Annotated in this window: 18 protein-coding genes; 10 read left to right on the forward strand and 8 right to left on the reverse strand. The window is 45.8% G+C overall.

The features are described from left to right. Positions 1-5: 5 nt before the first annotated feature. Positions 6-1049, forward strand: coding sequence for a S66 peptidase family protein (locus AABA75_RS19660; RefSeq protein WP_338294434.1), 1044 nt, complete (start codon positions 6-8; stop codon positions 1047-1049). Positions 1050-1092: 43 nt separating this feature from the next. Here AABA75_RS19660 and AABA75_RS19665 read toward each other — a convergent pair whose 3' ends face one another. After that, entirely contained in the window at positions 1093-1485 is a 393-nt protein-coding gene (locus tag AABA75_RS19665; protein ID WP_338294435.1) for a VOC family protein, read from the reverse strand. Positions 1486-1867: 382 nt separating this feature from the next. On the opposite strand from AABA75_RS19665, the gene AABA75_RS19670 reads away from it, so the two are divergent. Together AABA75_RS19670 and AABA75_RS19675 are read left to right on the forward strand one after the other, a co-directional pair. After that, positions 1868-2803, forward strand: coding sequence for a lipase family alpha/beta hydrolase (locus tag AABA75_RS19670; RefSeq protein ID WP_338294436.1), 936 nt, complete (start codon positions 1868-1870; stop codon positions 2801-2803). Between the two features lies 1 nt (position 2804). Further along, positions 2805-3719, forward strand: coding sequence for a lipase secretion chaperone (locus AABA75_RS19675; RefSeq protein WP_338294437.1), 915 nt, complete (start codon positions 2805-2807; stop codon positions 3717-3719). 16 nt (positions 3720-3735) lie between these two features. Here the strand turns inward: AABA75_RS19675 and AABA75_RS19680 are convergent, their stop codons facing one another. After that, a complete protein-coding gene (locus tag AABA75_RS19680; RefSeq protein WP_338294438.1) occupies positions 3736-5037 on the reverse strand; it encodes a winged helix-turn-helix domain-containing protein in 1302 nt (433 codons plus the stop codon). Positions 5038-5175: 138 nt separating this feature from the next. On the opposite strand from AABA75_RS19680, the gene AABA75_RS19685 reads away from it, so the two are divergent. After that, positions 5176-6639, forward strand: coding sequence for a S41 family peptidase (locus tag AABA75_RS19685; protein WP_338294439.1), 1464 nt, complete (start codon positions 5176-5178; stop codon positions 6637-6639). A gap of 48 nt (positions 6640-6687) precedes the next feature. On the opposite strand, the gene AABA75_RS19690 is transcribed toward AABA75_RS19685, so the two are convergent. Then, on the reverse strand, positions 6688-7455 hold the full coding sequence (locus AABA75_RS19690) for a Spy/CpxP family protein refolding chaperone (RefSeq protein ID WP_338294440.1): 768 nt from the start codon (positions 7453-7455) through the stop codon (positions 6688-6690). 196 nt (positions 7456-7651) lie between these two features. Between AABA75_RS19690 and AABA75_RS19695 the strand changes: the two genes are divergently transcribed. Genes AABA75_RS19695 through trmL form a run of 4 tightly spaced genes read left to right on the forward strand, consistent with a single transcriptional unit; the run spans position 7652 to position 11274 of the window. After that, positions 7652-8350 carry a response regulator transcription factor gene (locus AABA75_RS19695; protein WP_338294441.1) on the forward strand — a complete coding sequence of 233 codons (699 nt, stop codon included), beginning with the start codon at positions 7652-7654 and terminating at the stop codon, positions 8348-8350. Beyond that, positions 8347-9765, forward strand: coding sequence for an ATP-binding protein (locus AABA75_RS19700; RefSeq protein WP_338294442.1), 1419 nt, complete (start codon positions 8347-8349; stop codon positions 9763-9765). Before AABA75_RS19695 ends, AABA75_RS19700 begins: the two co-directional genes overlap by 4 nt. Positions 9766-9817: 52 nt before the next feature. After that, the gene (locus AABA75_RS19705) at positions 9818-10801 is read left to right on the forward strand and encodes an alpha/beta fold hydrolase (RefSeq protein WP_338294443.1); all 984 of its coding nucleotides are present in this window, start codon (positions 9818-9820) and stop codon (positions 10799-10801) included. A gap of 8 nt (positions 10802-10809) precedes the next feature. Then, on the forward strand, positions 10810-11274 hold the full coding sequence (gene trmL, locus AABA75_RS19710; protein WP_338294444.1) for a tRNA (uridine(34)/cytosine(34)/5-carboxymethylaminomethyluridine(34)-2'-O)-methyltransferase TrmL: 465 nt from the start codon (positions 10810-10812) through the stop codon (positions 11272-11274). A gap of 9 nt (positions 11275-11283) precedes the next feature. Here trmL and gpsA read toward each other — a convergent pair whose 3' ends face one another. Genes gpsA through AABA75_RS19730 form a run of 4 tightly spaced genes read right to left on the reverse strand, consistent with a single transcriptional unit; the run spans position 11284 to position 13533 of the window. Further along, the gene (gene gpsA / locus AABA75_RS19715; protein WP_338294445.1) at positions 11284-12285 is read right to left on the reverse strand and encodes an NAD(P)H-dependent glycerol-3-phosphate dehydrogenase; all 1002 of its coding nucleotides are present in this window, start codon (positions 12283-12285) and stop codon (positions 11284-11286) included. A 16-nt stretch (positions 12286-12301) separates the two neighbouring features. After that, on the reverse strand, positions 12302-12823 hold the full coding sequence (gene secB, locus AABA75_RS19720; RefSeq protein WP_338294447.1) for a protein-export chaperone SecB: 522 nt from the start codon (positions 12821-12823) through the stop codon (positions 12302-12304). A gap of 19 nt (positions 12824-12842) precedes the next feature. Further along, positions 12843-13100 (reverse strand): glutaredoxin 3, encoded by a 258-nt coding sequence (gene grxC, locus AABA75_RS19725; RefSeq protein WP_338294448.1) that lies wholly within the window; start codon positions 13098-13100, stop codon positions 12843-12845. Positions 13101-13107: 7 nt separating this feature from the next. Continuing rightward, the gene (locus AABA75_RS19730) at positions 13108-13533 is read right to left on the reverse strand and encodes a rhodanese-like domain-containing protein (protein WP_338294449.1); all 426 of its coding nucleotides are present in this window, start codon (positions 13531-13533) and stop codon (positions 13108-13110) included. 94 nt (positions 13534-13627) lie between these two features. Between AABA75_RS19730 and AABA75_RS19735 the strand changes: the two genes are divergently transcribed. Together AABA75_RS19735 and AABA75_RS19740 are read left to right on the forward strand one after the other, a co-directional pair. Continuing rightward, complete coding sequence (locus AABA75_RS19735; protein WP_338294450.1) at positions 13628-14782, forward strand: murein hydrolase activator EnvC family protein; 1155 nt, start codon at positions 13628-13630, stop codon at positions 14780-14782. A gap of 528 nt (positions 14783-15310) precedes the next feature. After that, a complete protein-coding gene (locus AABA75_RS19740) occupies positions 15311-16042 on the forward strand; it encodes a divergent polysaccharide deacetylase family protein (protein WP_338294451.1) in 732 nt (243 codons plus the stop codon). A gap of 30 nt (positions 16043-16072) precedes the next feature. Here AABA75_RS19740 and AABA75_RS19745 read toward each other — a convergent pair whose 3' ends face one another. Then, positions 16073-19225, reverse strand: a complete 3153-nt coding sequence (locus tag AABA75_RS19745; RefSeq protein ID WP_338294452.1) for a PAS domain S-box protein — start codon at positions 19223-19225, stop codon at positions 16073-16075. Between the last annotated feature and the right edge of the window lie 169 nt (positions 19226-19394).

Consider the following 19394-nt stretch of genomic DNA (forward strand, 5'->3'; position numbering starts at 1 on the left):
TTTTTATGCGCTATCCAAAACCTCTAACTACAAATTCCACCATCGCTGTTACGGCTATTTCATCAGGTGTGGATCAAAGCCTTCATCCAAGACTGGACAAAATTCTCAGTGACCTGCGAAACAGCGGTTTTAATGTAATTGAGGGAAAATGTCTGCGCGAAAATACCGGCTATGTCAGTGCTGATGCAAAAACTCGCACTGCTGAGTTTATGGATTTTTTAACCGCTCCTGAAGTGGATGCGGTTATTCCTCCCTACGGTGGTGAACTCGCCACAGAGTGCTTGCCCCTGTTGGATTATGAAAAACTGAGGCAGCTACCCCCCAAATGGATAGTGGGCTATTCAGATATTTCCACTATTACCTGTGCCATTACTGTCAGCTGCGATTATGCCACCGTACATGGGCCCTGTTTAATGGAAATGCTTGCCAACCAAAACGATCCACTTACATCCGGTACGCTACAGCGTTTATTCACTGAGGAAATGGGCTCATTCAGTCAAAAAAGCTCTCCGGTTTATCAGGATTATTTCCAAAACTGGCAGGAAAACCCGCTGACAGGTTTTGACCTCAGACGACCTACGCAGTGGCGTTCTTTGAACAAACAACAAGATCAGCAAGCGCCAGAAACCATGCGCGGCAGATTATTTGGTGGCTGCCTGGATACCCTGGTGAATCTGTTTGCAAATCCTTATCTGGACTTTGAACAATTTAAACAGCGCTATCAATTGGACGGCGTGCTCTTGTATCTGGAAAACGTTGAGCAATCACCCATCGGCTTAAAGCGCGCTTTACTCAGTATGCAGTACCGAGGGGTATTTGATAATTTAAATGGCATATTATTGGGTCGCAGTACTGGCCCGGAAGATGCCCAGGGACAACTGGATTATTATCAGGTGATTGAGGAATTTTTTGCCGAGCGGGATTATCCGGTTTTCTACGACGTGGATATCAGCCACTACCCGCCCAACATGACTATAGTCAATGGCGCTCTGGCAAGCGTGCAGTTGCAAGCAGGCAAAGGGGTTATTAAGCAAACATTGGTGCCCTGAGAGCCGGACTTCCGCCAGCCCCTGCTCTCACATTAATCAGGGGCTATGCTTGCGCATATTCAGAAATTAACCCAATCACGGCCCCGGCGGGATCTTGCACGACACAAAACTCATCATCACCCATGCCTTTGGGACCGTATAATAGTTTTCCTCCCATGCTTTCACAGGCGCTAATGCTGGCATGCACATCAAGAACTCGCACATACATTAACCACTGGGCAGGCAAGCCTGCGTTGCAACCACGCGCATGACAAACACCGGCAACAGTTTCCCCTGTATCAGGTAAATCCATGGTGTAGTCACTGTACTCGCCCATAGACACGGCACCACTTTTCCAGCCCACCACAGTTTCATAAAAGTCTTTTAGTTGAGTGGCGTCATCCACGGTCAAATCTCGCCATTCTATGGCACCGATCACTTTTTCAGATGCGCTCATAGGGAATTCTCCTGCTTTGCTCTGGTTTGATTATCAATCTAAGCGTAGCCCGAAACTCGCAGGGCTCAAAATTTATGCACTCCAGGTGCAAGAATGCACCAAAAACACCGAAATAAGTACAATTTATAGCCACAATAGGATAGATAAATACTCACTTTTATTACCTTGAATGATTTCGATTGTCATCGCCGAAATACCAATCAGTTCAAGGGTTTGTCTTCTAATTGCGGTGTCTCCTCCTGTCTTTGACCTTGCAATAAGTGAGCATTAGTTTACACATCACATTTTTCACCCATTGATCTTTACATTTTTTTAACCAACCATTAACAGCATCTGGTATGACATCTTACCTGTTAAGTTTTTTAACCTTTGGAGAACACACATGAAAAAATTGTTCCTGGCAGTATTGCTGTTAGTCAACTTGTCTTATTTATCTACCTCAGCCCATGCGGGTAGCTATTCGCAAACGAAATACCCTATCGTCCTGGTGCATGGTCTGTTTGGTTTTGACGATCTGTTATGGGTGGACTATTTCTACAAAGTCCCTTCGGCACTGAATCGCAACGGTGCACAAGTCTACGTCGCTACGGTTTCTCCAGCTAATGCTACCGAGGTACGGGGTGAACAATTACTGGCGTATGTTCAGGAGGTGTTAGCGGTAAGTGGGGCCGAAAAGGTCAACCTTATCGGTCACAGCCATGGTGGTCCAACCATACGTTATGTTGCCAGTGTAGCACCAGAGTTAGTGGCGTCTGCCAGTTCTGTCGCGGGAGTCAACTGGGGTAGCCCGGTAGCTGACCTTGTGCGTGCCGGGATCGAACCTGACTCTGCTTTAGAAGGTGTGGCTAAAACCGTCTTTGATGGCTTTACCAACTTTTTAGAATTAATTACAGGCTCTAATCCGGGTGAATTACCCACAGATACTATCGCAGCGTTGGAAGCACTGACAACAGAAAAAACGCTGGAGTTCAACGCAGCTTACCCAGAGGGCATGCCTTCATCTTATTGTGCCAATGACGGCGACGTACTGGCTAGCAACGGCGTGTATTACTTCTCCTGGAGTGGTGGTTCAACTTATACCAATGTCTTCGATATTGCAGATCCAGCGCTGGCGTTGACGGGTCTTGCCTTCAACGAAAGTAACGATGGTTTAGTCTCTTCCTGTAGTTCACACCTGGGCTATGTGTTAAAAGACAACTATAAAATGAATCACCTGGATGAAGTGAATCAGACATTCGGTATCCATCATTTATTCGAGACGGACCCGGTCAGTGTCTTTGTACAGCAAGCTAACTTGCTCAAGCAGTTAGGGCTGTAAAATGGCACGCTGGTTACCCGGCTTTGTGCTGCTGTCAGGGCTTTTAGCCCTGGCACTACTCAGTCCACATGCGCCTGAAACAACGGGGGCAGCACAATCGACAGAGACAAAACCAAGCCCTGCTGAACTGCCTGACCAAACGACTCTGCCAGAAGTAGCTATTAAGCCGCTAAATCAAAGAACGGGAGAATTTGTGCTGAACACAGGCATAAAAGATGTTTTGGAAAGCCTGATCTTAAACGCCAACAGCACCGACCCCAGAGTGATACTGCAAGTGGGCGAGCAGTATTGTCAGCAACAGCAGTTAACAACATCCGGATGTCAGGACTTCATGCAACTATTGCAAACCTACCTGGATTATAAATTGGCATTAATGCAGTTAGAGCCAGAGCAAGGGGTTGTTAAGTCCGACCTGACTGCACTGAAAAACCAGTTGCAGGCACTGGAATCTTTGCGTCGGGCATTTTTTAATGACGCAGAATATGAAAGTTTATTCGCAGAAGAGCAGCGTCACGACGAACAGGCCTTGACCCGCCGGGAAATTGCCCTGGCACCAACGATGACAAAACAGCAAAAGCAGCAGCTCATTCGGGAAAATCTTGAAAATCTGCCGGAACAGCAACGAAAAGCATTTCAACCCACGCTGCAGATGCAACAGTTGGATGACATTAAAAAGCAGCACAGTGATAACTATGTGCGGCTTCAGGAAGTAGAAAGTCAATTCGGAACCGAAGCCGCCCAGAGGCTAGCCAAAACCTGGCAACAGCAGGCAAACTTTAACGACAAAGTAAAATCTCTCGCCAGTGACTATCACGCGCTGAATAATGAGAAAGAGCAGATGCTACTGCTCAGCCGACATTTTTCTGATAATGAATTACGCCGGGCCAAGGTATTGCTGAAGCACGGTCAATATTGAATCTGGTAAAACAAGGTCAGATGATACAAATGTCGTTTCCGATGCGTTGCAGGTATTCAAGGCAAAGCCTTTGGGCAGCAATATCGTCACCTGCGGATTTTAGAATCTCCACCAGGCCTTTGGTGGCATTGCTGTTAAACGGCGCGAAATTGAGGACTTTTCGGTACCAGATTTCCGCCTCTTGCAACCTGCCCATGGATGAATATTTGCTCGCAATATGAGCCCCAAAATCTGCCAACCACGGATTCACTCGGGCGGATTGAGCTACCCGCACCTTTTGCATTGCTTCAAATGCCCTTGTGTAGTAACCCATGGCTCCTGATAAATTACCCTTGATTTCAAGAACATCCCCATAATTAATCAATGCATCCCAAGCATTCTCATCAAGTTCAATTGCCCTCTCATAACTTTGCAAAGCCAAATCAAATTCCTGCAAAGCTGAGTAGACAAAACCCAAAGCTTTGTAGGCCCTGGCACTGTCCGGTGTTTGAGTGACAGCGTTCTGAGCAAGCGCCAACGCACGATGTAACTTTTGTTGCGCTTGTTCGCTTTCAGTGAGGCCCGCTTGTAGGGCCTGCTGCAAATTTTGAGTGTTGATCGCTACTTCATTGGCAGGATTTGGCCAACGTAAGACTTGCTGAACAAGCGCATTGGCAAGTCCAGCCTGGCCAGCTCCGATATCAGGACGCAATGTCATGATTTGTTGGTATAGCTCAATTGCCATCTCATTATCTTGGCGACGGATCTGCGAATAATAATCATCAGCCTGACGCAATAATGGTTGGACATCGGAATAAGATGTTTCTGGCTGCTTTTTTAGAAATTGGGTATCCGAGTGATAAAACCAGAAGAAAATCAGCAAAAATACCACACAGCCGAATATCAAACGATTGAAAGCGAACATTGTCCACATCAACTCAGCTCTAGAGACTCGCTTGCGTAACGGAGCTAATTGTTCAGTTCCCTCATTGTTCGGCAACCATATGACATTCTCAGCAATTAAGCGATAACCTCGACGAGGAATGGTTTCGATTATCTCAGCAGACTTGGGATCATCCCGTAGCGCTTTTCTCAGCTTTGAAACACAGCGAGTCAAGGCGTCATCTGTTACGACCTGCCCAGGCCAAAGCAATGCAAACAATTCATCTTTGCTCATGACTTTATTGGGTTGTCGTGCCAAGACAATTAAAAGCTGAAGAGCCTTCGGTTCAAGTCGGTCGCTGTTTTCTTGTTCATATAGCTCGTTCCCGATCAGGGTCAATTCACCTGAATCCAGTTGAATATGCCATTGATTAAGTTGGAGCGAATTTGCAGTCACAATAAGTAGAGCACTATTTTTTGATGAGTTTTTCAGTGTACCATCGGTAATTTATCAGAAAAACAACCGAGTTTAGTCAGGACTACCTGCCATTGTTCCGGCACATTGGGCACGAAATAAATAACTCAAGGAACAATTATGCCAACTTTCATGCTTGGTTTTATCCAACGTATCTTCTTTTTACTACTGGTTAGCTTAGTTTCGCCCTTTTTAATGGCCCACGGTCAGTTAAAATATTATTCGCCAGAACATATTAAACAAGACTTCCAGCAGCTCTACACAGATCTTAAAAAGTCCCACAACAACCTCTTTGCCAACTTGCCCGAGTCACAATATCAGAAGCATTTTCAAAAATCCTTGTTAAGCATTAAAAAACCTATGACTGAACGGGAAATACGCCTGTTGTTTCAGAAATTTGTCGCCTTGGGAAAAGTTGCCCATGCATCTATTGATTTACCCATAAATGACTTTTTTACCTATCGTGAGCAAGGTGGCACTATGCTTCCGCTGTTCATCAAGATTAATGAGGATTCTGTTGTGGTGGATGAATACCTTGGCGAAAACACAGCTCTCAAAACGGGCACGCAGATTTTAGCCATTGATAACCTCCCCATTGAAAGCTGGATTGACCGCAGTTCTGCATTACTCTCGGCGGATACGTCTCAACTAGCTACCACAATGATAGAGGCCAGATTCCCATTTTTGCTGTGGTTATTGGTAGGTGAACAAGCGCAATTTAACCTAACCATTAAAACACAAGAGGGTGTTGAATCAGCAACTGCCAAGGCATTGACACGTGAACAGCAAACACTTTATAGCGCGAAATCCGCTGTACCTGAAACACAGCCCAGAGACTGGAAACTATTAGAAGGTAACATTGGATGGATAAAACCCGGCCCTTTTTATAATATTGAGCCTGGCGCAGAGGATGTCTGGGATAACCGGGGATTTATTCGCTTCGTCGATGAGGCGATGACGCACTTTATAGAAAAAGATGCTGCAGCGCTGATTATCGATGTCCGCGACAATCCGGGTGGTACCAACTCTTTTAGTGATCACCTCATCGCCTGGATTGCAACGCAACCCTTTCGATTTTCGTCAGACTTTCGAGTCAAGATCAGTGAGCACGCCATCACTTCAAACGCCGAACGTCTCAAGCCCGATACAGACCCAAACGACTTCTCATATCTTTTAGCCAGATTCTATGAACAAAATGAGTTAGGCAACATTGTCTCTTTTCCGCTACCTTATCAGCAGCCTCACTCGGACAAACACTTCAATAAGCCCGTATTTTTGCTAATTAATCGCTACAGCTATTCAAATGCTGTCAATGTTGCAGCGATTTTAAAAGACTATGGCATGGCCACACTGGTAGGTGAAGCAACGGCAGATTTTGCCACAACTTACGGTGCAATGGAGCATTTCAATTTAATAAATACAGGTATCAAAGTTGGCTTCCCGAAAGCACTTATTATCAGGCCCAATGGCGACATTCGTCCGGGGGGTGTTGAGCCGGATATTGCAATTACACTCTCGGGTAATGAGCACGAAATAATAGAACGAGTTAGAAAGCTGGTATTAATGCATTTAAAAAGCGATTAACTTGATACCCAAGAAGCGCCCGGTTAAGGGCGCTAATGTGGGGAAAGATTAGAGCATGCGCGGCATAAAGCGTTTTCCCGCTGTGGATTGCACCTGTTGCTGTTGCTCTTCTGTCAATTGCAGATAAATCTGTTGATGACTGGCCACCACGGCATAGAGTTTTTGCTGAAATTCAGGGAAGGTAGTGGCGAACAGCTCATTGACCTTTTCTTCGCTATAGCTGCCATCTTCAAACCACTGACGTTGTGCTTCTTTAAAACCATGCATTAGATCCCGTAATGCCATACGGCTTTCTTTAACCTCCTCAAGCAAGGGTTCAATTTGTGCTACCTGGTTGTCGCTTAACTCCAGTTTCTCCGCCATTCTGGCAAAGCGCTCACCACTATCTCGGCTTTCCATCCGCAGGCGCTGCTCTTCCATTAAGGTTCTGGCTTTTTCTCGTTGTGGTTCAGTGAGTACCTGATATACCGCATACTTGTTGTTGGATTTAGTCAGCGTCATAGCGGCGAGTGTTTCTTCATATTGGCTCAATACCGTTGCCACTGACGCCTCACTTGAATTACCTGAGGTCACCAGCGCCATCATTTCCTGGTGCAGTTTTTTCATATCTTCGCGATAAACCTGCATTTGATCTTTGGCATCGTGCATAACACTGCGAATGGCTTGTTTTTGTTCGCGCTCTAAATCAAGCTGCTTGAAGATCTGCATCATTTGTTTGCGCGGGTTGTGTTCTTTGTCGCGCTCATGTGCAGTAACAAATCCACCGGTTACTACCGATGCAGCAATTAAGGAGATAACTAAAAGTTGTTTTTTCATCGCTTTGCCCTCTTTTTTAAACGACAACAACATCATGGCACAGCGCAGCTAAAGCAACGTATTGCCTGTGTAAAGGTTGCGTAAAGAGCGAAACTATCCCTGTTACACAGAGTCCCAAGAAGCATTAATATGAACAAGTTATAGCAATTATTAATCGTGTAAAAACACACGTTTTGTTACAAGGGTAAAAACCAACATGTCGGCAAAATCCATACTCATCATTGATGATGACAAAGAGCTCACGCAACTTCTGAGCGAATACTTAACTCCGCAAGGCTACGCAATTCAATGCGCTCACGATGGCTTAACCGGGGTGAAAATGGCCACCAGCGGTGAGCATTTTGATTTAATTTTATTAGATGTCATGTTGCCAGAGCTGGACGGCTTTGAAGTACTGAAAAAGATCCGCATCAGTCATTTAACGCCGATTATGATGCTGACCGCCAAAGGCGATGATTTTGATCGCATTTTTGGCCTGGAATTGGGCGCGGATGACTACATGCCCAAACCCTTTAATCACAGAGAGTTATCGGCGCGGATCAAGGCCATCATTCGTCGGATGGAGTTTGTGCCCAGTCACAGTACCCATCAGCCCATCACCATTGGGGACGTTAATCTGCAACCCGTTTCCCGCTCCGTGTTATGCGACAACCTGGCGATTGAAGTCACCTCAACGGAATTTTCTATCTTACACCTGCTCATGATGAACTGCGGAAACCTGGTGAGTAAACAGGATATCAGTAAAAAAGTATTGGGGCGGCCACTGGCAAGTTATGACAGAAGCATTGATATGCACGTGAGTAACATTCGTAAAAAACTAAACAAAATCAACAATAAAGAACGCATAAAAACGGTGCGTGGCTCAGGTTATATCTTTTTGGGGAGCGCCGCTTGAAACATCGATTGTTAAAAAAGCTCAACCCACTTAACAGCATATTTGGCCGCTTGTTTTTGTGGTTTTGGCTCACCACATTGTTGTTGATTATTTTCACAGCAATTACTGTCAGACAAATTGTCAAAGGACCCGAATTGCAAACCATTCCCGCCGATGAACAACAAAAATTGCAGCAAATCGCAGAGCAATTTCAAAACAAAATGGCTATCGGTGTATCGGACAACCCCCGCAAGCTTAAACGCATGGTGCATCTATTGGGCAGACAATTTGAAAGCGACATTGTACTGCTGGATGTGGAAGACGACAGAATCTACAGCGACGCATTGCGCATGCCACCACCTTTTGAGCGACGCTTTAAAAACCTCGCCCTGGCCGATGCAGCTTATGGTTTTATGTCGGGTGACAGACTGTTTTTCGGACCGGTGAATGTCGAAGTTGCGGGCAATCAATATTCCATTTTTAACGGCCGAACCATCCACTTTCCTATGGTTCAACGCAGTTTAGACGTATTAGCAATACTCGCTCTGAGTATCAGTGGCTTGTTGTGTTTCGCCATCGCCTGGTCATTTAGTCGCCCCATCAAACAATTGCGCGATGTCACCCAGGAAATGGCCAAAGGCAATCTGCGGGCAGGAACATTACACAGTAGCAATCGCCACGATGAAATTGGCGAGTTAAGTCAGGATTTCCAAACGATGTCAGTAAAGCTAGACGAATTATTAGAAAATCAAAAACGTTTACTGGCTGACATTTCCCATGAACTGCGCTCCCCTTTGGCAAGATTACAACTGGCTATCGGTATCGCACAACAGCACATGGAAACCCAGCAATCACCGGAACACACGGAACTCAATCCTATGCAGGTGCAACTTCTGGAGCGTATAGAAAAAGAAGCGCAACAAATAGACACCATGATTGGCAATGTGTTGCAGTTATCCAGATTGGAGAGCCGCTCGTTAGATATCAGTAAACACAAACAACAATTTCCGGCTTGCATTGAGGGGGTATTAAAAGACGCCTGTTACGAAGCACAGAGCCACCAAAAACAACTTATTAGCAGCCTACCTGAGAATATTGAGCTAATGGCTGATGTATCCCTGTTAAACAGTGCCGTGGAAAACATTATACGCAACGCCATTAAATACGCAGAGCACACCATACAGCTAACGGCAAAAGTACAAGAGGAGCATCTGGTGATTCTGGTGAGTGATGATGGCTGTGGCGTCCCCGAGCAAGAGCTTAATAAGTTATTTACGCCCTTTTATCGCGTATCCGTCGCCAGGAATCGAGAAACGGGTGGTACGGGACTGGGTTTAGCCATAGCCACACAGGCTATAAATGCGCATAATGGCAGTATAACGGCTAAAAACAATGACAAAGGCGGACTGAGCGTTGCAATCAAACTTCCTCTCTAATTTCGAAAAGCCTCGTTTATTCGGTTTTGTTGTAACTTTGATGATGATGTTTATGTCCAGCACCGCTCAGTCGCAAGAGATAGTACTCACCCAGGAAAATGAACTACCTGAAAAATACCAAACCCTGATCAACCCCTTCTGGGACAACCAGGTTCAAAAGGGCCAATTTTCCGGTGAACAGGGGGTAAAGATACACACTGCCTGGATTGTACACCCACAGAGTAAAGGCAGTATCGTGCTCTCTTCGGGGCGCACCGAAGGCAGCGTCAAATACAAAGAAGTGATTTATGACCTGTACCAAAATGGCAATTCGGTTTTCACCCTGGATCACCGCGGTCAGGGGCAATCCGGCAGAATGACCGAAAACCCGGACAAAGGTCACGTGGAAGACTACAGCTTTTTTGTGGCCGATTTGCAGCAATTCATCACACAAACGGTACTTCCAAACAGCCAGAGCAAGCCCAATTTGCTATGTCATTCTATGGGCTGTGCCGTGGGAGCCCTCTACCTGATAAGTCACCCAGACACCTTTCAGAAAGTGGTTTTTTCCTCGCCCATGTTTGGCATAAACGCGCCCATTCCACAGTGGTTGGCAAAAGGGATCTTGGGAACTCAAAACTTTTTCAACAATGTATTTGGCAGCGAGCCGTGGTATTTTCCGGGTCAGGGCGACAAACAAACCGAGCCCTTTGCGGGTAATGGCGTGACTCATAGCGAAGTGCGCTACCAGCAAAGCGAAGTGGTTTTTGAGGAATTAGGCATCGCGCTAGGCGGTATTACCGGCGGTTGGTTAAAGGCATCGATGTGGGCAATGAATAAAGTTGCAGAGCAAGCCGAAAAAATTAAAATACCCGCTCTGTTATTGCAATCCGGTGGCGATACCATTGTTGCCAATGAGGCACAGGATGTTGTGTGCAACAGCATGCCAGATTGTCAGCTCATCAATATTCCCGACGCGAAACACGAACTATTGATGGAGCAAGACCAATATCGCAACCCGGCGATGACTCATATACTGCAGTTTTTCGAGGAATAAAGTTTTACATGTTAGACATTGTGCTATATCAGCCTGAAATCCCCCCCAATACCGGGAATATCGTGCGCCTGTGCGCCAACACCGGATTTTCCCTGCATTTGATAGAGCCACTAGGCTTTGATTTAGATGAAAAGAAAGTGCGTCGAGCGGGCCTTGATTACCACGAGTTCACCAATGTAAAACGCTACCCCAATTTAGAAAGTTACATCGAACAGCGCAAACCTAACAAAGTGTTTGCCTGCACCACCAAAGGCACACGCTTTTTTACCGAAGTAAAATATCAGGCCGGAGATTGTTTGTTATTTGGTCCTGAAACTCGCGGCTTACCGGAGGATCTTATCTTCTCCATGCCAGAAGAGCAACGCTTGCGTATTCCGATGGTAGAAGGCAGTCGCAGTATGAACTTATCGAATGCGGTGTCTGTTTTCGTTTATGAAAGTTGGCGCCAACTGGATTTTGCTAACGCCACTTAAAGCAGGTTATCACTCAAACTTGATTTCGCGACCTAGCAAGGCAGCTGCCGCTTCCTGCACCGTCTTGCCCTGATACAAAATAGCGTGTATTTGCTCTGTAATGGGCACTTCTACACCGAGGCGTTCAGCAAGCACATACACTTCTTTAGTATTGCGGTAGCCTTCCACCACCTGACCGATGTCAGCCATGGCTTGCTCAACACTTTTGCCTTCACCCAGAGCGAGACCAAAACGACGGTTGCGGGATTGATTGTCTGTACAGGTCAACACCAGGTCACCTAAACCTGCCATCCCCATAAAGGTCTGCGGGTTAGCTCCGAGTTTCGCTCCCAGTCGACTCAGCTCCGCTAAACCTCTGGTGATTAACGCCGTACGTGCATTCGCACCAAAGCCCATCCCGTCGGAGAGTCCAGCGCCAATGGCAATCACATTTTTAACTGCCCCGCCCAATTGCACGCCCACAAAGTCACTGCTTTTATATACCCGAAATGACTTATCACAATGTAATTTATTGGCAAAATCATCCATAAAGTCCGCATCTTCTGATGCCAGGGTAATAGCTGTGGGTAGGCCTTTGGCCATTTCTTTAGCAAAGGTTGGCCCTGATAGCACGGCAATGGGGATCTGCTGTCCCAAAATCTCTCTGGCCACATCCTGCAACAAACGTCCTGTTTCAGGCTCAAGCCCTTTGGTAGCCCAGACAATACGGTGCTCTTCTGTCAATAGTGGCTTGAGTTGTTGCAGCATTGCTGCGAAAGCGTGACTGGGCACAACGACTAAAATATCGCGACTTTTTGCCACAGCTTTAGACAGTTCCGGCTCCACATGGAGGGCATCAGGAAAGGTGAAATCGGGAAGATAGACTTGATTGCTGCGTTCGCTGGCCATCTGTTGCATCTGCTGAGCATTACGCCCCCAGAACCAGACGGGTACCTGCTTGCGACTTAAGCAAAAGGCCAGAGCAGTGCCATATGACCCTGCTCCAAGAACCGTGATGGATTGCGCATCCATATTGGTGCTTTTGCGCTTACTGAAGAGGCGCTTCAGACGCAGCTTGCTCAGCTTCAGCTTGGGCCTGCTGAGCGCGTTTCTGCATGTATTGCGCGAAAATCGCATCAAAGTTTACTGGCTGCAAGTTAAACACCGGAAAGGTGCCTTTGTTGATCAAGCTTGCCACAGTTTCACGCGCATAAGGGAACAACGTATTCGGACAGAAAGCACCAATCATGTGAGCTTTCTGTGGCTCAGGCATATCCTCACCAATCAAGAACACACCCGCTTGCTGTACCTCTACCAGGAAAGCGGTCTGATCTTCGATTTTTGCTTGTAGTGTTACAGTCAACACAACTTCATAGTTGTTGTCTTCAAGCTTTTTGGACTTGGTGTCCATATCCACTTTCATCTCTGGCTTCCACTCTTTAGTGAAAATTGCCGGTGAGTTTGGTGTCTCAAAAGAAATATCTTTGCAATAAATACGCTGAATTTGGAATTGCGCTGTTTTTGCTTGTGGTGCGTCTTCTTGCGCGCCAGTTTGAATTTCGTCTGCCATTGTAGCTAGCCTTATTAAATTAATTTGATAGAAGTGGATCTAATTTGCCCTGGTGTTCCAGAGCCATCATGTCGTCACAGCCACCGATATGCTGATCATCAATAAATATCTGAGGCACAGTGTAACCGCCATTAGCGCGTGCAATCATAGGTTCCCGTAGTTCTGGTTGAGCATCAATTTTATATTCAGTAAACTCAACCGCCTTGTGTTCAAGCAAAGCTTTCGCACGCGAACAATATGGGCAATACGCCTTGGTGTAAATTTCAACTTTAGCCATGAAACACTTATTTCTTAACCGGTAAACCTTCGGCATTCCAGGTATTCATGCCACCTTTTAATACTGACACTTGTGAAAAACCGTCTTTCAGCAATTGTGAGGCCGTGCGACGCGCACTCACCCCCATTGCGCATACAACTACAATGGGTGTGGATTTATATTTTTCAAGCGATTTGAAATCAGCTTTATTGATCTGCTCTTGGGTCAGTGTTTTAGCCCCCAGAATATGCCCCTTTTTAAAATCTGCCTGTTGACGGATATCTAAAATGATAGCATCTGAACGGTTCATCAAAAGTGTAACGGCGTGAGTGCCTAACTCTTTGATGGGAGAGAGCTTGCTATTAATTGTGCTGTATATCAACCAAAGGAACAAAACCACCCAAATTGTTGCCAAGATTGGATGATTACCGATAAACTCAACGAACTGCTGCATAATCTGACTAAAACCTTAAAGTAAAGCAGTGATAATAAAACGACTGCAAAGTATATAGATTTTACGTTCAGACGCCAGAGGTGTTCCGCAATCAATGATAAAAACCAAAAGGGAACAAAGAATTCTTCTGCTTAAACCACTGTCTTTGGTCTGGCTGTTGTGCTTATTAATTGCAATTCCGGGTCATGCCCAAACAGAGGAAGATCTCAAATCCATTCAGGATGAGATAAAAAATCGTCAAACTGATCTCAATGCCAAGGTACGCACTGCAGAAAGTCTGCAAGCACAGCTACGCGATGCCGAACTGGAAATCGCCAAACTCACAAAACAAAGCATCATTAGCAGCCAGGAGTTGAAACTGGTTCAAGATGAGCAAAAACGACTACAAGACAAACACAAACAACTCACGGCTCAAAAGCAGACCCAATTAAAACTGTTGGCCAATCAGATAAAAAGTGCTTATCTGGCGGGGGATCACGATTACACCAAACTACTTCTTAACCAAGAAAGTGTCGGTAAATTTGAACGTATGTTGGTGTATTACCAATACCTGAATGAAGCCCGCAAAGAACAAATAGATAGCTTTTCGCGACTGTTGGAGCAATTACAAGAAACCGCCAGCGCGCTTGAAGAGAAAAAAACACAAATCGTTAGTTTGCGGGCTAAGCAAAAAGCACAACAGGAAGCCCTGCAACAGCAACAAAAAAGTCGTGAGACGACACTGGCGGCAATCCAGCAAAATATTGATAGTGAAGCTGCGCAAATTGAGCAGCTTCAAATCAATGAGCAGCAACTTACCAATGCCATAGCTGAAGCTTTAGCAAGAGAAGCTGCACGGCAAGATATCAAATTAAGTGGGCTGAGAAATGCAAAGGGCAAGCTTATAAAACCAGTCAATGGGCAATACCGTCGTTTGTTTGGCAAACGACGACAAGGTCAGGTACGCTGGAAAGGGGTTATTTTCAATGCCCCCCTTGGACGTCCCGTAAGTGCTATCCATCAAGGGAAAGTGATTTTTGCAGATTGGTTAAAAGGCATGGGCTTGGTTACGGTAATTGATCATGGCGAAGGTTACATGAGTTTATACGGTCATACCCAAGCCTTGCTAAAACAGGCTGGCGACATTATTGAAGCGGGTGAAACCATTGCCTTGGTAGGACAGAGCGGTGGTCAACAAAGCCCGGGACTATACTTTGAGCTACGTCACAAAGGCGGCGCTATTAATCCCGGTAATTGGTTAGACCTGTAAACCAATTCCCATCAATGTTGGCAACCAGCTCTTATCATCTATTACTATTAGCATTCGAAAATTTTTAAAAGTCGAATATAAGTATTTTTTTCCATACCGATGAATATAACGTGTCTGTAAAAAAAACCGTCAGTTTTCGCTTTTTCTGGTGGACTATCGATCCCGAGTTCTTATAATGGGTGAGTCGTTCGAAGCGATAATAAAAACATTAAGCTTTTTATATCGGCAAACAAAAGTGGTTTCCTTAATAAAAATAACAAAATAAATGACCGCTTTTCACTTAATCGACCCGAATTTTGAATAGTCAATTTTAATAACAATAACGTCAAAAAGATTCAACGAGTCGTGCGCTACAATGTTAAGTTATTAAACGCTATTTCCTGGCTTCAGGTTATAGCGTTTCATCTTACTAGATACCGACCTGATGCCGTTCAACCAAACGGCAGGAAAACACTCACCCCGTCAAGATCGTCATTCTCAATAAAAAAGACCACAAAAAAGCAACCCAGCTGCGCCTTATTGGCATGCATGCTATGGTTCACAGCATCCTGTGCTTCGGCAGCAGAGATCGCGCTGATAATAGATGATATGGGTAATAATCACAGTGATGAACTGGCTTTTGAACTGCCCACCCAGGTGGCATTTGCAATTTTGCCCCACACGCCTCATTCCAGCAAATTCGCCAAAGTGGCAGCCCAAGAACAGCGAGATGTCCTGGTGCATATGCCCATGGAAGCACTGTCCGGATTGAGTATGGGACCCGGCGGTATCTCCTCTGATATGTCAGAAGTGATCATTAAGCAGCGCTTGCAGGAGGCATTGCGTTCAGTACCTCAAGCTATCGGTTTTAACAATCATATGGGCAGCAAACTGACACAGCTAACAGCTCCCATGCAAGCAACCATGGAGTATCTGAATTACCAGCAATTATTCTTTTTGGATAGCCGTACAACCCGATATAGCAAAGCTGAGAACATAGCCCATCAATATGGTGTGCCCACCATGCGCCGCAATGTATTTTTAGATCATATTCAAGAAACCCAACACATCGATTATCAATTTCGCAGACTAATTCGAAAAGCCCGTAAAAACGGTTTCGCCGTGGGCATCGCACACCCTCATAAAGTGACACTGCAATATTTGCAAGTGGCACTCAATGCGCTTGAGGAGCAAGGCATAAAGCTTGTTCCAGTACGTCAAAAACTACCGCAAACTCCCAATCAATGGGCGTGGAATCGCAATGGTCAATTGGGGCGTTAGTTGCTTGTAAGTATCAACTAACAACTAAGTTTATTCGTCCCCAATCTTAAAGAAGCTCAGGTCAGAGCGCATATTTTCTACCTGGTCCTGCATCATTTGGCTGGCCGAAGCCGCTTCTTCCACCAGTGCAGCATTTTCCTGAGTCATGCTCTCCATCTGCACGATAGCCGCGTTGATCTGACTGATACCCATTTCCTGCTGTTTGGCGGCTTCCATGATATCGCTCACTTGATCAGCCACATTCACCACTGCAGCGACAATCTCCTCAAGGGTTTCGCCAGATTCGCCAGCGGTTTTAACCCCAGCTTCCACTTTTTTGATACTATCGTTTATCAAGCCATTAATCTCTTTGGCAGAGGTTGCTGAACGCTGTGCCAGGTTACGCACCTCCGATGCTACTACCGCAAACCCTTTTCCGTGTTCACCGGCTCTGGCGGCCTCTACCGCGGCATTAAGCGCCAACAAATTAGTCTGGAAAGCAATCTCATCAATGGCGCTGGTGATATCGGCAATCTTCTTGCTGGCTGCGGAAATTTCTTCCATGGCTCTGACGGTATTCTTCACCACATCCTGACCTGTCTTAGCCAGTTCATTGGTTTTGTTCACCGCAGAAGAAGCTTGAGCGGCATTTTGGGCACTCTGCTGAATGGTGGACGTCATCTCTTCCATACTGGCCGCGGTTTCTTCCAAGCTTGAGGCCTGTTGAATGGTGCGGTCATTGAGTTGATTATTACCACTGGCAATTTCTCTGGTACCGTGCCCCACCTGATCCGCCAACTGCAATATGCTGCCAACCGTCTCTTGCAAATGCAGCATAGAAGCATTTAATGAATCCCTGACTAGATTTAACTCAGAACCAAAATCACCTTCGACGCGAGCAGTTAAATCGCCCTTTTCCAATTCAGTCAAGCCAGAAGCAAGTTTGTCGATTCCGTCTTTACGCGCTGTAACATCAGTACCAAAGAACACGATTTTGGTGATTTCACCTGATGTATTTTTTATGGGATTGAAGGAACCATTAAACCAGGCAACGTGACCGCCTCTGTGGGCAAATTTGAAATCATCACTGACAAAGTGTCCTTGCTGCATATTGTCTACAAAACTCGCGTACTGCTGACTGTTAACAAAATCCCCGTGTAACAGGCCTTTCCAATCCAACTGCTGAGTATTGCCTGCTAAACCCAAGGCCTCGCTGAATAGCTCGTTACACTCCTCCAGATACCCAGCGGTATCAAACTCAGCCACCAGGTTAGCACGGGAAATCGCCTCTAGCTTATAAGTAAACTCCAGTGCTTTTAATTTGGTTTCGGTGACGTTGGCTTGGATCGAGACAAACTGTTTAACTTTTCCGGCAGAGTCAAATACCGGGTTTATGGCCAGCGAAATCCAATATTTAGTACCATCTTTGGCATAGTTGAGAATTTCCGTATAAATGGGGCGTTCTTCCGCCAGGGCATTGTGGATCAGTTTTTTGGTTTCTGGATCCGTCTCTGGCCCCTGAAGTACCTCACCGGGTTTTTTGCCCAAGATATCATCATCAGTGAAGCCCGTGAGTTTGGTAAAGCCACGGTTTACGTATTCAGTCTTACCTTCATGATCGGTAATTACCACCGAGTTATCGGTTTCGTTGGCCACCAGAGACAATAACTCCACCATGCGGCGCTGCTTGACTTCAGCATCGATATTACGCACAAACGCGGTATACAGAATCTTGTCACCGACTCGTATCTTAGATAAGGCCAATGAACCCCAAATTTTGCTGCCGTCTTTGCGCTCCACCAACAGTTCTCTGGCGGTACCCACTATCTTATCCTGGCCAGTAGTGCGGTTGGCATTAACTAAGTTGTCGTGATTAGCCTGTATTTCTCTGGGCACCAGCATTTTAACGTTATTGCCCAGCACCTCTTCTCGTTTGTAGCCCCAGAATTCTTCTGCTGCTTTGTTGTAAAATTGAACATTGTTGTTTTCATCAATACGCACTACAGCATCCAGGGCTTGCTCTAGCGACTGATCCACAATCTCGCGTAATTCTCGTTCTACGGTTATGTCTTTGACAAAAGCGGTGTAAAGGATGCGATCACCCAAATCAATTTTAGACAGTGATAAGTTGCCCCAGATTTCGCTGCCGTCGGAACGCTCAATTTTAACGTCTCGCGCCTGGCCCACTATCTTATCGACACCTGTGCGCCTGTTGGCGTTCACATATTCATCGTGATCCGCCTGAATCAATTTAGGCACTAACATCTTCACGTTTTGGCCTAGCACCTGTTCGCGTTTGTAGCCCCAGAGCTTTTCTGCAGCGGCATTAAAAAACTGCACTATGTTGTGTTCATCAATGGTGATCACCGCATCCAGCGCTTGCTCCAGGGTCTGGTCGATAATGGTGCGCTGTTCTTTTTCTTCAGTGATGTCTTTAACAAACGCAGTGTAGCGGATACGTCCGGAGAGGTTAATTTTTGACAGGGAAAGTTGCGCCCACAGAGTAGAGCCATCTTTGCGCTCCACCTGCACTTCACGGGCAGTGCCTACGATTTTGTCCTGACCAGTAGTGCGATTAGCATTGACGTAATTATCATGATTAGCCTGATGAATTTTAGGCACCAGCATTTTAACGTTTTTGCCCAGCACCTCGTCCCGTTTGTAACCCCAGAGCTGTTCTGCAGCGGCATTAAAAAACTGCACTATGTTGTTTTCGTCGATGGTAACGACGGCATCCAGCGCTTGTTCCAGGGTTTGGTCAACGGTTTCCCGCACATCCCTTTCATCGGTAATGTCTCGTACTGACGCGGAATAGAAAATTTTTCCTGCAACTTCTATTTTATTGAGTGCCAACGACCCCCAGCGAATACTGCCGTCTTTGCGGTGTACCTCGACTTCGCGACTGGTGCCTACAATCTTGTTTTGTCCGGTGGTGCGATTGGCTTCGATAAAGCTATCGTGTTGTGTCTGGATTGCCGCAGGAACCAGCATTTTGACGTTCTGGCCCAACATTTCAAAATCGCTGTAACCCCAGAGCTTTTCGGCGGCAGCATTGACAAATTGAATGTTATTGTGCTCGTCGATAATCACAATGGCATCTATGGCTTGTCGAATGGTCTCGGAGAAAATCTGGAATTCATTATTGTCCTGTTCAGGCTCTGCAACCTGCGTATCTCCACCCAATAAACGCCTAAATATGCTCATAGAATGTCTCTCTGCGCGGTGCCCATTCTCCTGAACACCTTGTTATGTAAAGTCACCAATAACATGCAATGAAAGCCTGTCATTGGGAGACTCTTTGCCAAATTTTAACTTCAGTATAGGTGAGTTTTGCCACCCTGCACTGTGAGAATTAATTCTGTAATCTAATGTA

The sequence above is a fragment of the Planctobacterium marinum genome (assembly GCF_036322805.1).
Lineage (GTDB): Bacteria > Pseudomonadota > Gammaproteobacteria > Enterobacterales > Alteromonadaceae > Planctobacterium > Planctobacterium marinum_A.

What these genes read in the sequence shown, in the direction of transcription:
- AABA75_RS19660 (WP_338294434.1), top strand. Translation starts at nt 6, where the DNA reads ATGCGCTATCCAAAACCTCTAACTACAAATTCCACCATCGCTGTTACG.
- AABA75_RS19665 (WP_338294435.1), bottom strand. Translation starts at nt 1,485, where the DNA reads ATGAGCGCATCTGAAAAAGTGATCGGTGCCATAGAATGGCGAGATTTG.
- AABA75_RS19670 (WP_338294436.1), top strand. Translation starts at nt 1,868, where the DNA reads ATGAAAAAATTGTTCCTGGCAGTATTGCTGTTAGTCAACTTGTCTTAT.
- AABA75_RS19675 (WP_338294437.1), top strand. Translation starts at nt 2,805, where the DNA reads ATGGCACGCTGGTTACCCGGCTTTGTGCTGCTGTCAGGGCTTTTAGCC.
- AABA75_RS19685 (WP_338294439.1), top strand. Translation starts at nt 5,176, where the DNA reads ATGCCAACTTTCATGCTTGGTTTTATCCAACGTATCTTCTTTTTACTA.
- AABA75_RS19690 (WP_338294440.1), bottom strand. Translation starts at nt 7,455, where the DNA reads ATGAAAAAACAACTTTTAGTTATCTCCTTAATTGCTGCATCGGTAGTA.
- AABA75_RS19695 (WP_338294441.1), top strand. Translation starts at nt 7,652, where the DNA reads ATGTCGGCAAAATCCATACTCATCATTGATGATGACAAAGAGCTCACG.
- AABA75_RS19705 (WP_338294443.1), top strand. Translation starts at nt 9,818, where the DNA reads ATGTCCAGCACCGCTCAGTCGCAAGAGATAGTACTCACCCAGGAAAAT.
- trmL (WP_338294444.1), top strand. Translation starts at nt 10,810, where the DNA reads ATGTTAGACATTGTGCTATATCAGCCTGAAATCCCCCCCAATACCGGG.
- gpsA (WP_338294445.1), bottom strand. Translation starts at nt 12,285, where the DNA reads ATGGATGCGCAATCCATCACGGTTCTTGGAGCAGGGTCATATGGCACT.
- secB (WP_338294447.1), bottom strand. Translation starts at nt 12,823, where the DNA reads ATGGCAGACGAAATTCAAACTGGCGCGCAAGAAGACGCACCACAAGCA.
- grxC (WP_338294448.1), bottom strand. Translation starts at nt 13,100, where the DNA reads ATGGCTAAAGTTGAAATTTACACCAAGGCGTATTGCCCATATTGTTCG.
- AABA75_RS19730 (WP_338294449.1), bottom strand. Translation starts at nt 13,533, where the DNA reads ATGCAGCAGTTCGTTGAGTTTATCGGTAATCATCCAATCTTGGCAACA.
- AABA75_RS19735 (WP_338294450.1), top strand. Translation starts at nt 13,628, where the DNA reads ATGATAAAAACCAAAAGGGAACAAAGAATTCTTCTGCTTAAACCACTG.
- AABA75_RS19740 (WP_338294451.1), top strand. Translation starts at nt 15,311, where the DNA reads ATGCTATGGTTCACAGCATCCTGTGCTTCGGCAGCAGAGATCGCGCTG.
- AABA75_RS19745 (WP_338294452.1), bottom strand. Translation starts at nt 19,225, where the DNA reads ATGAGCATATTTAGGCGTTTATTGGGTGGAGATACGCAGGTTGCAGAG.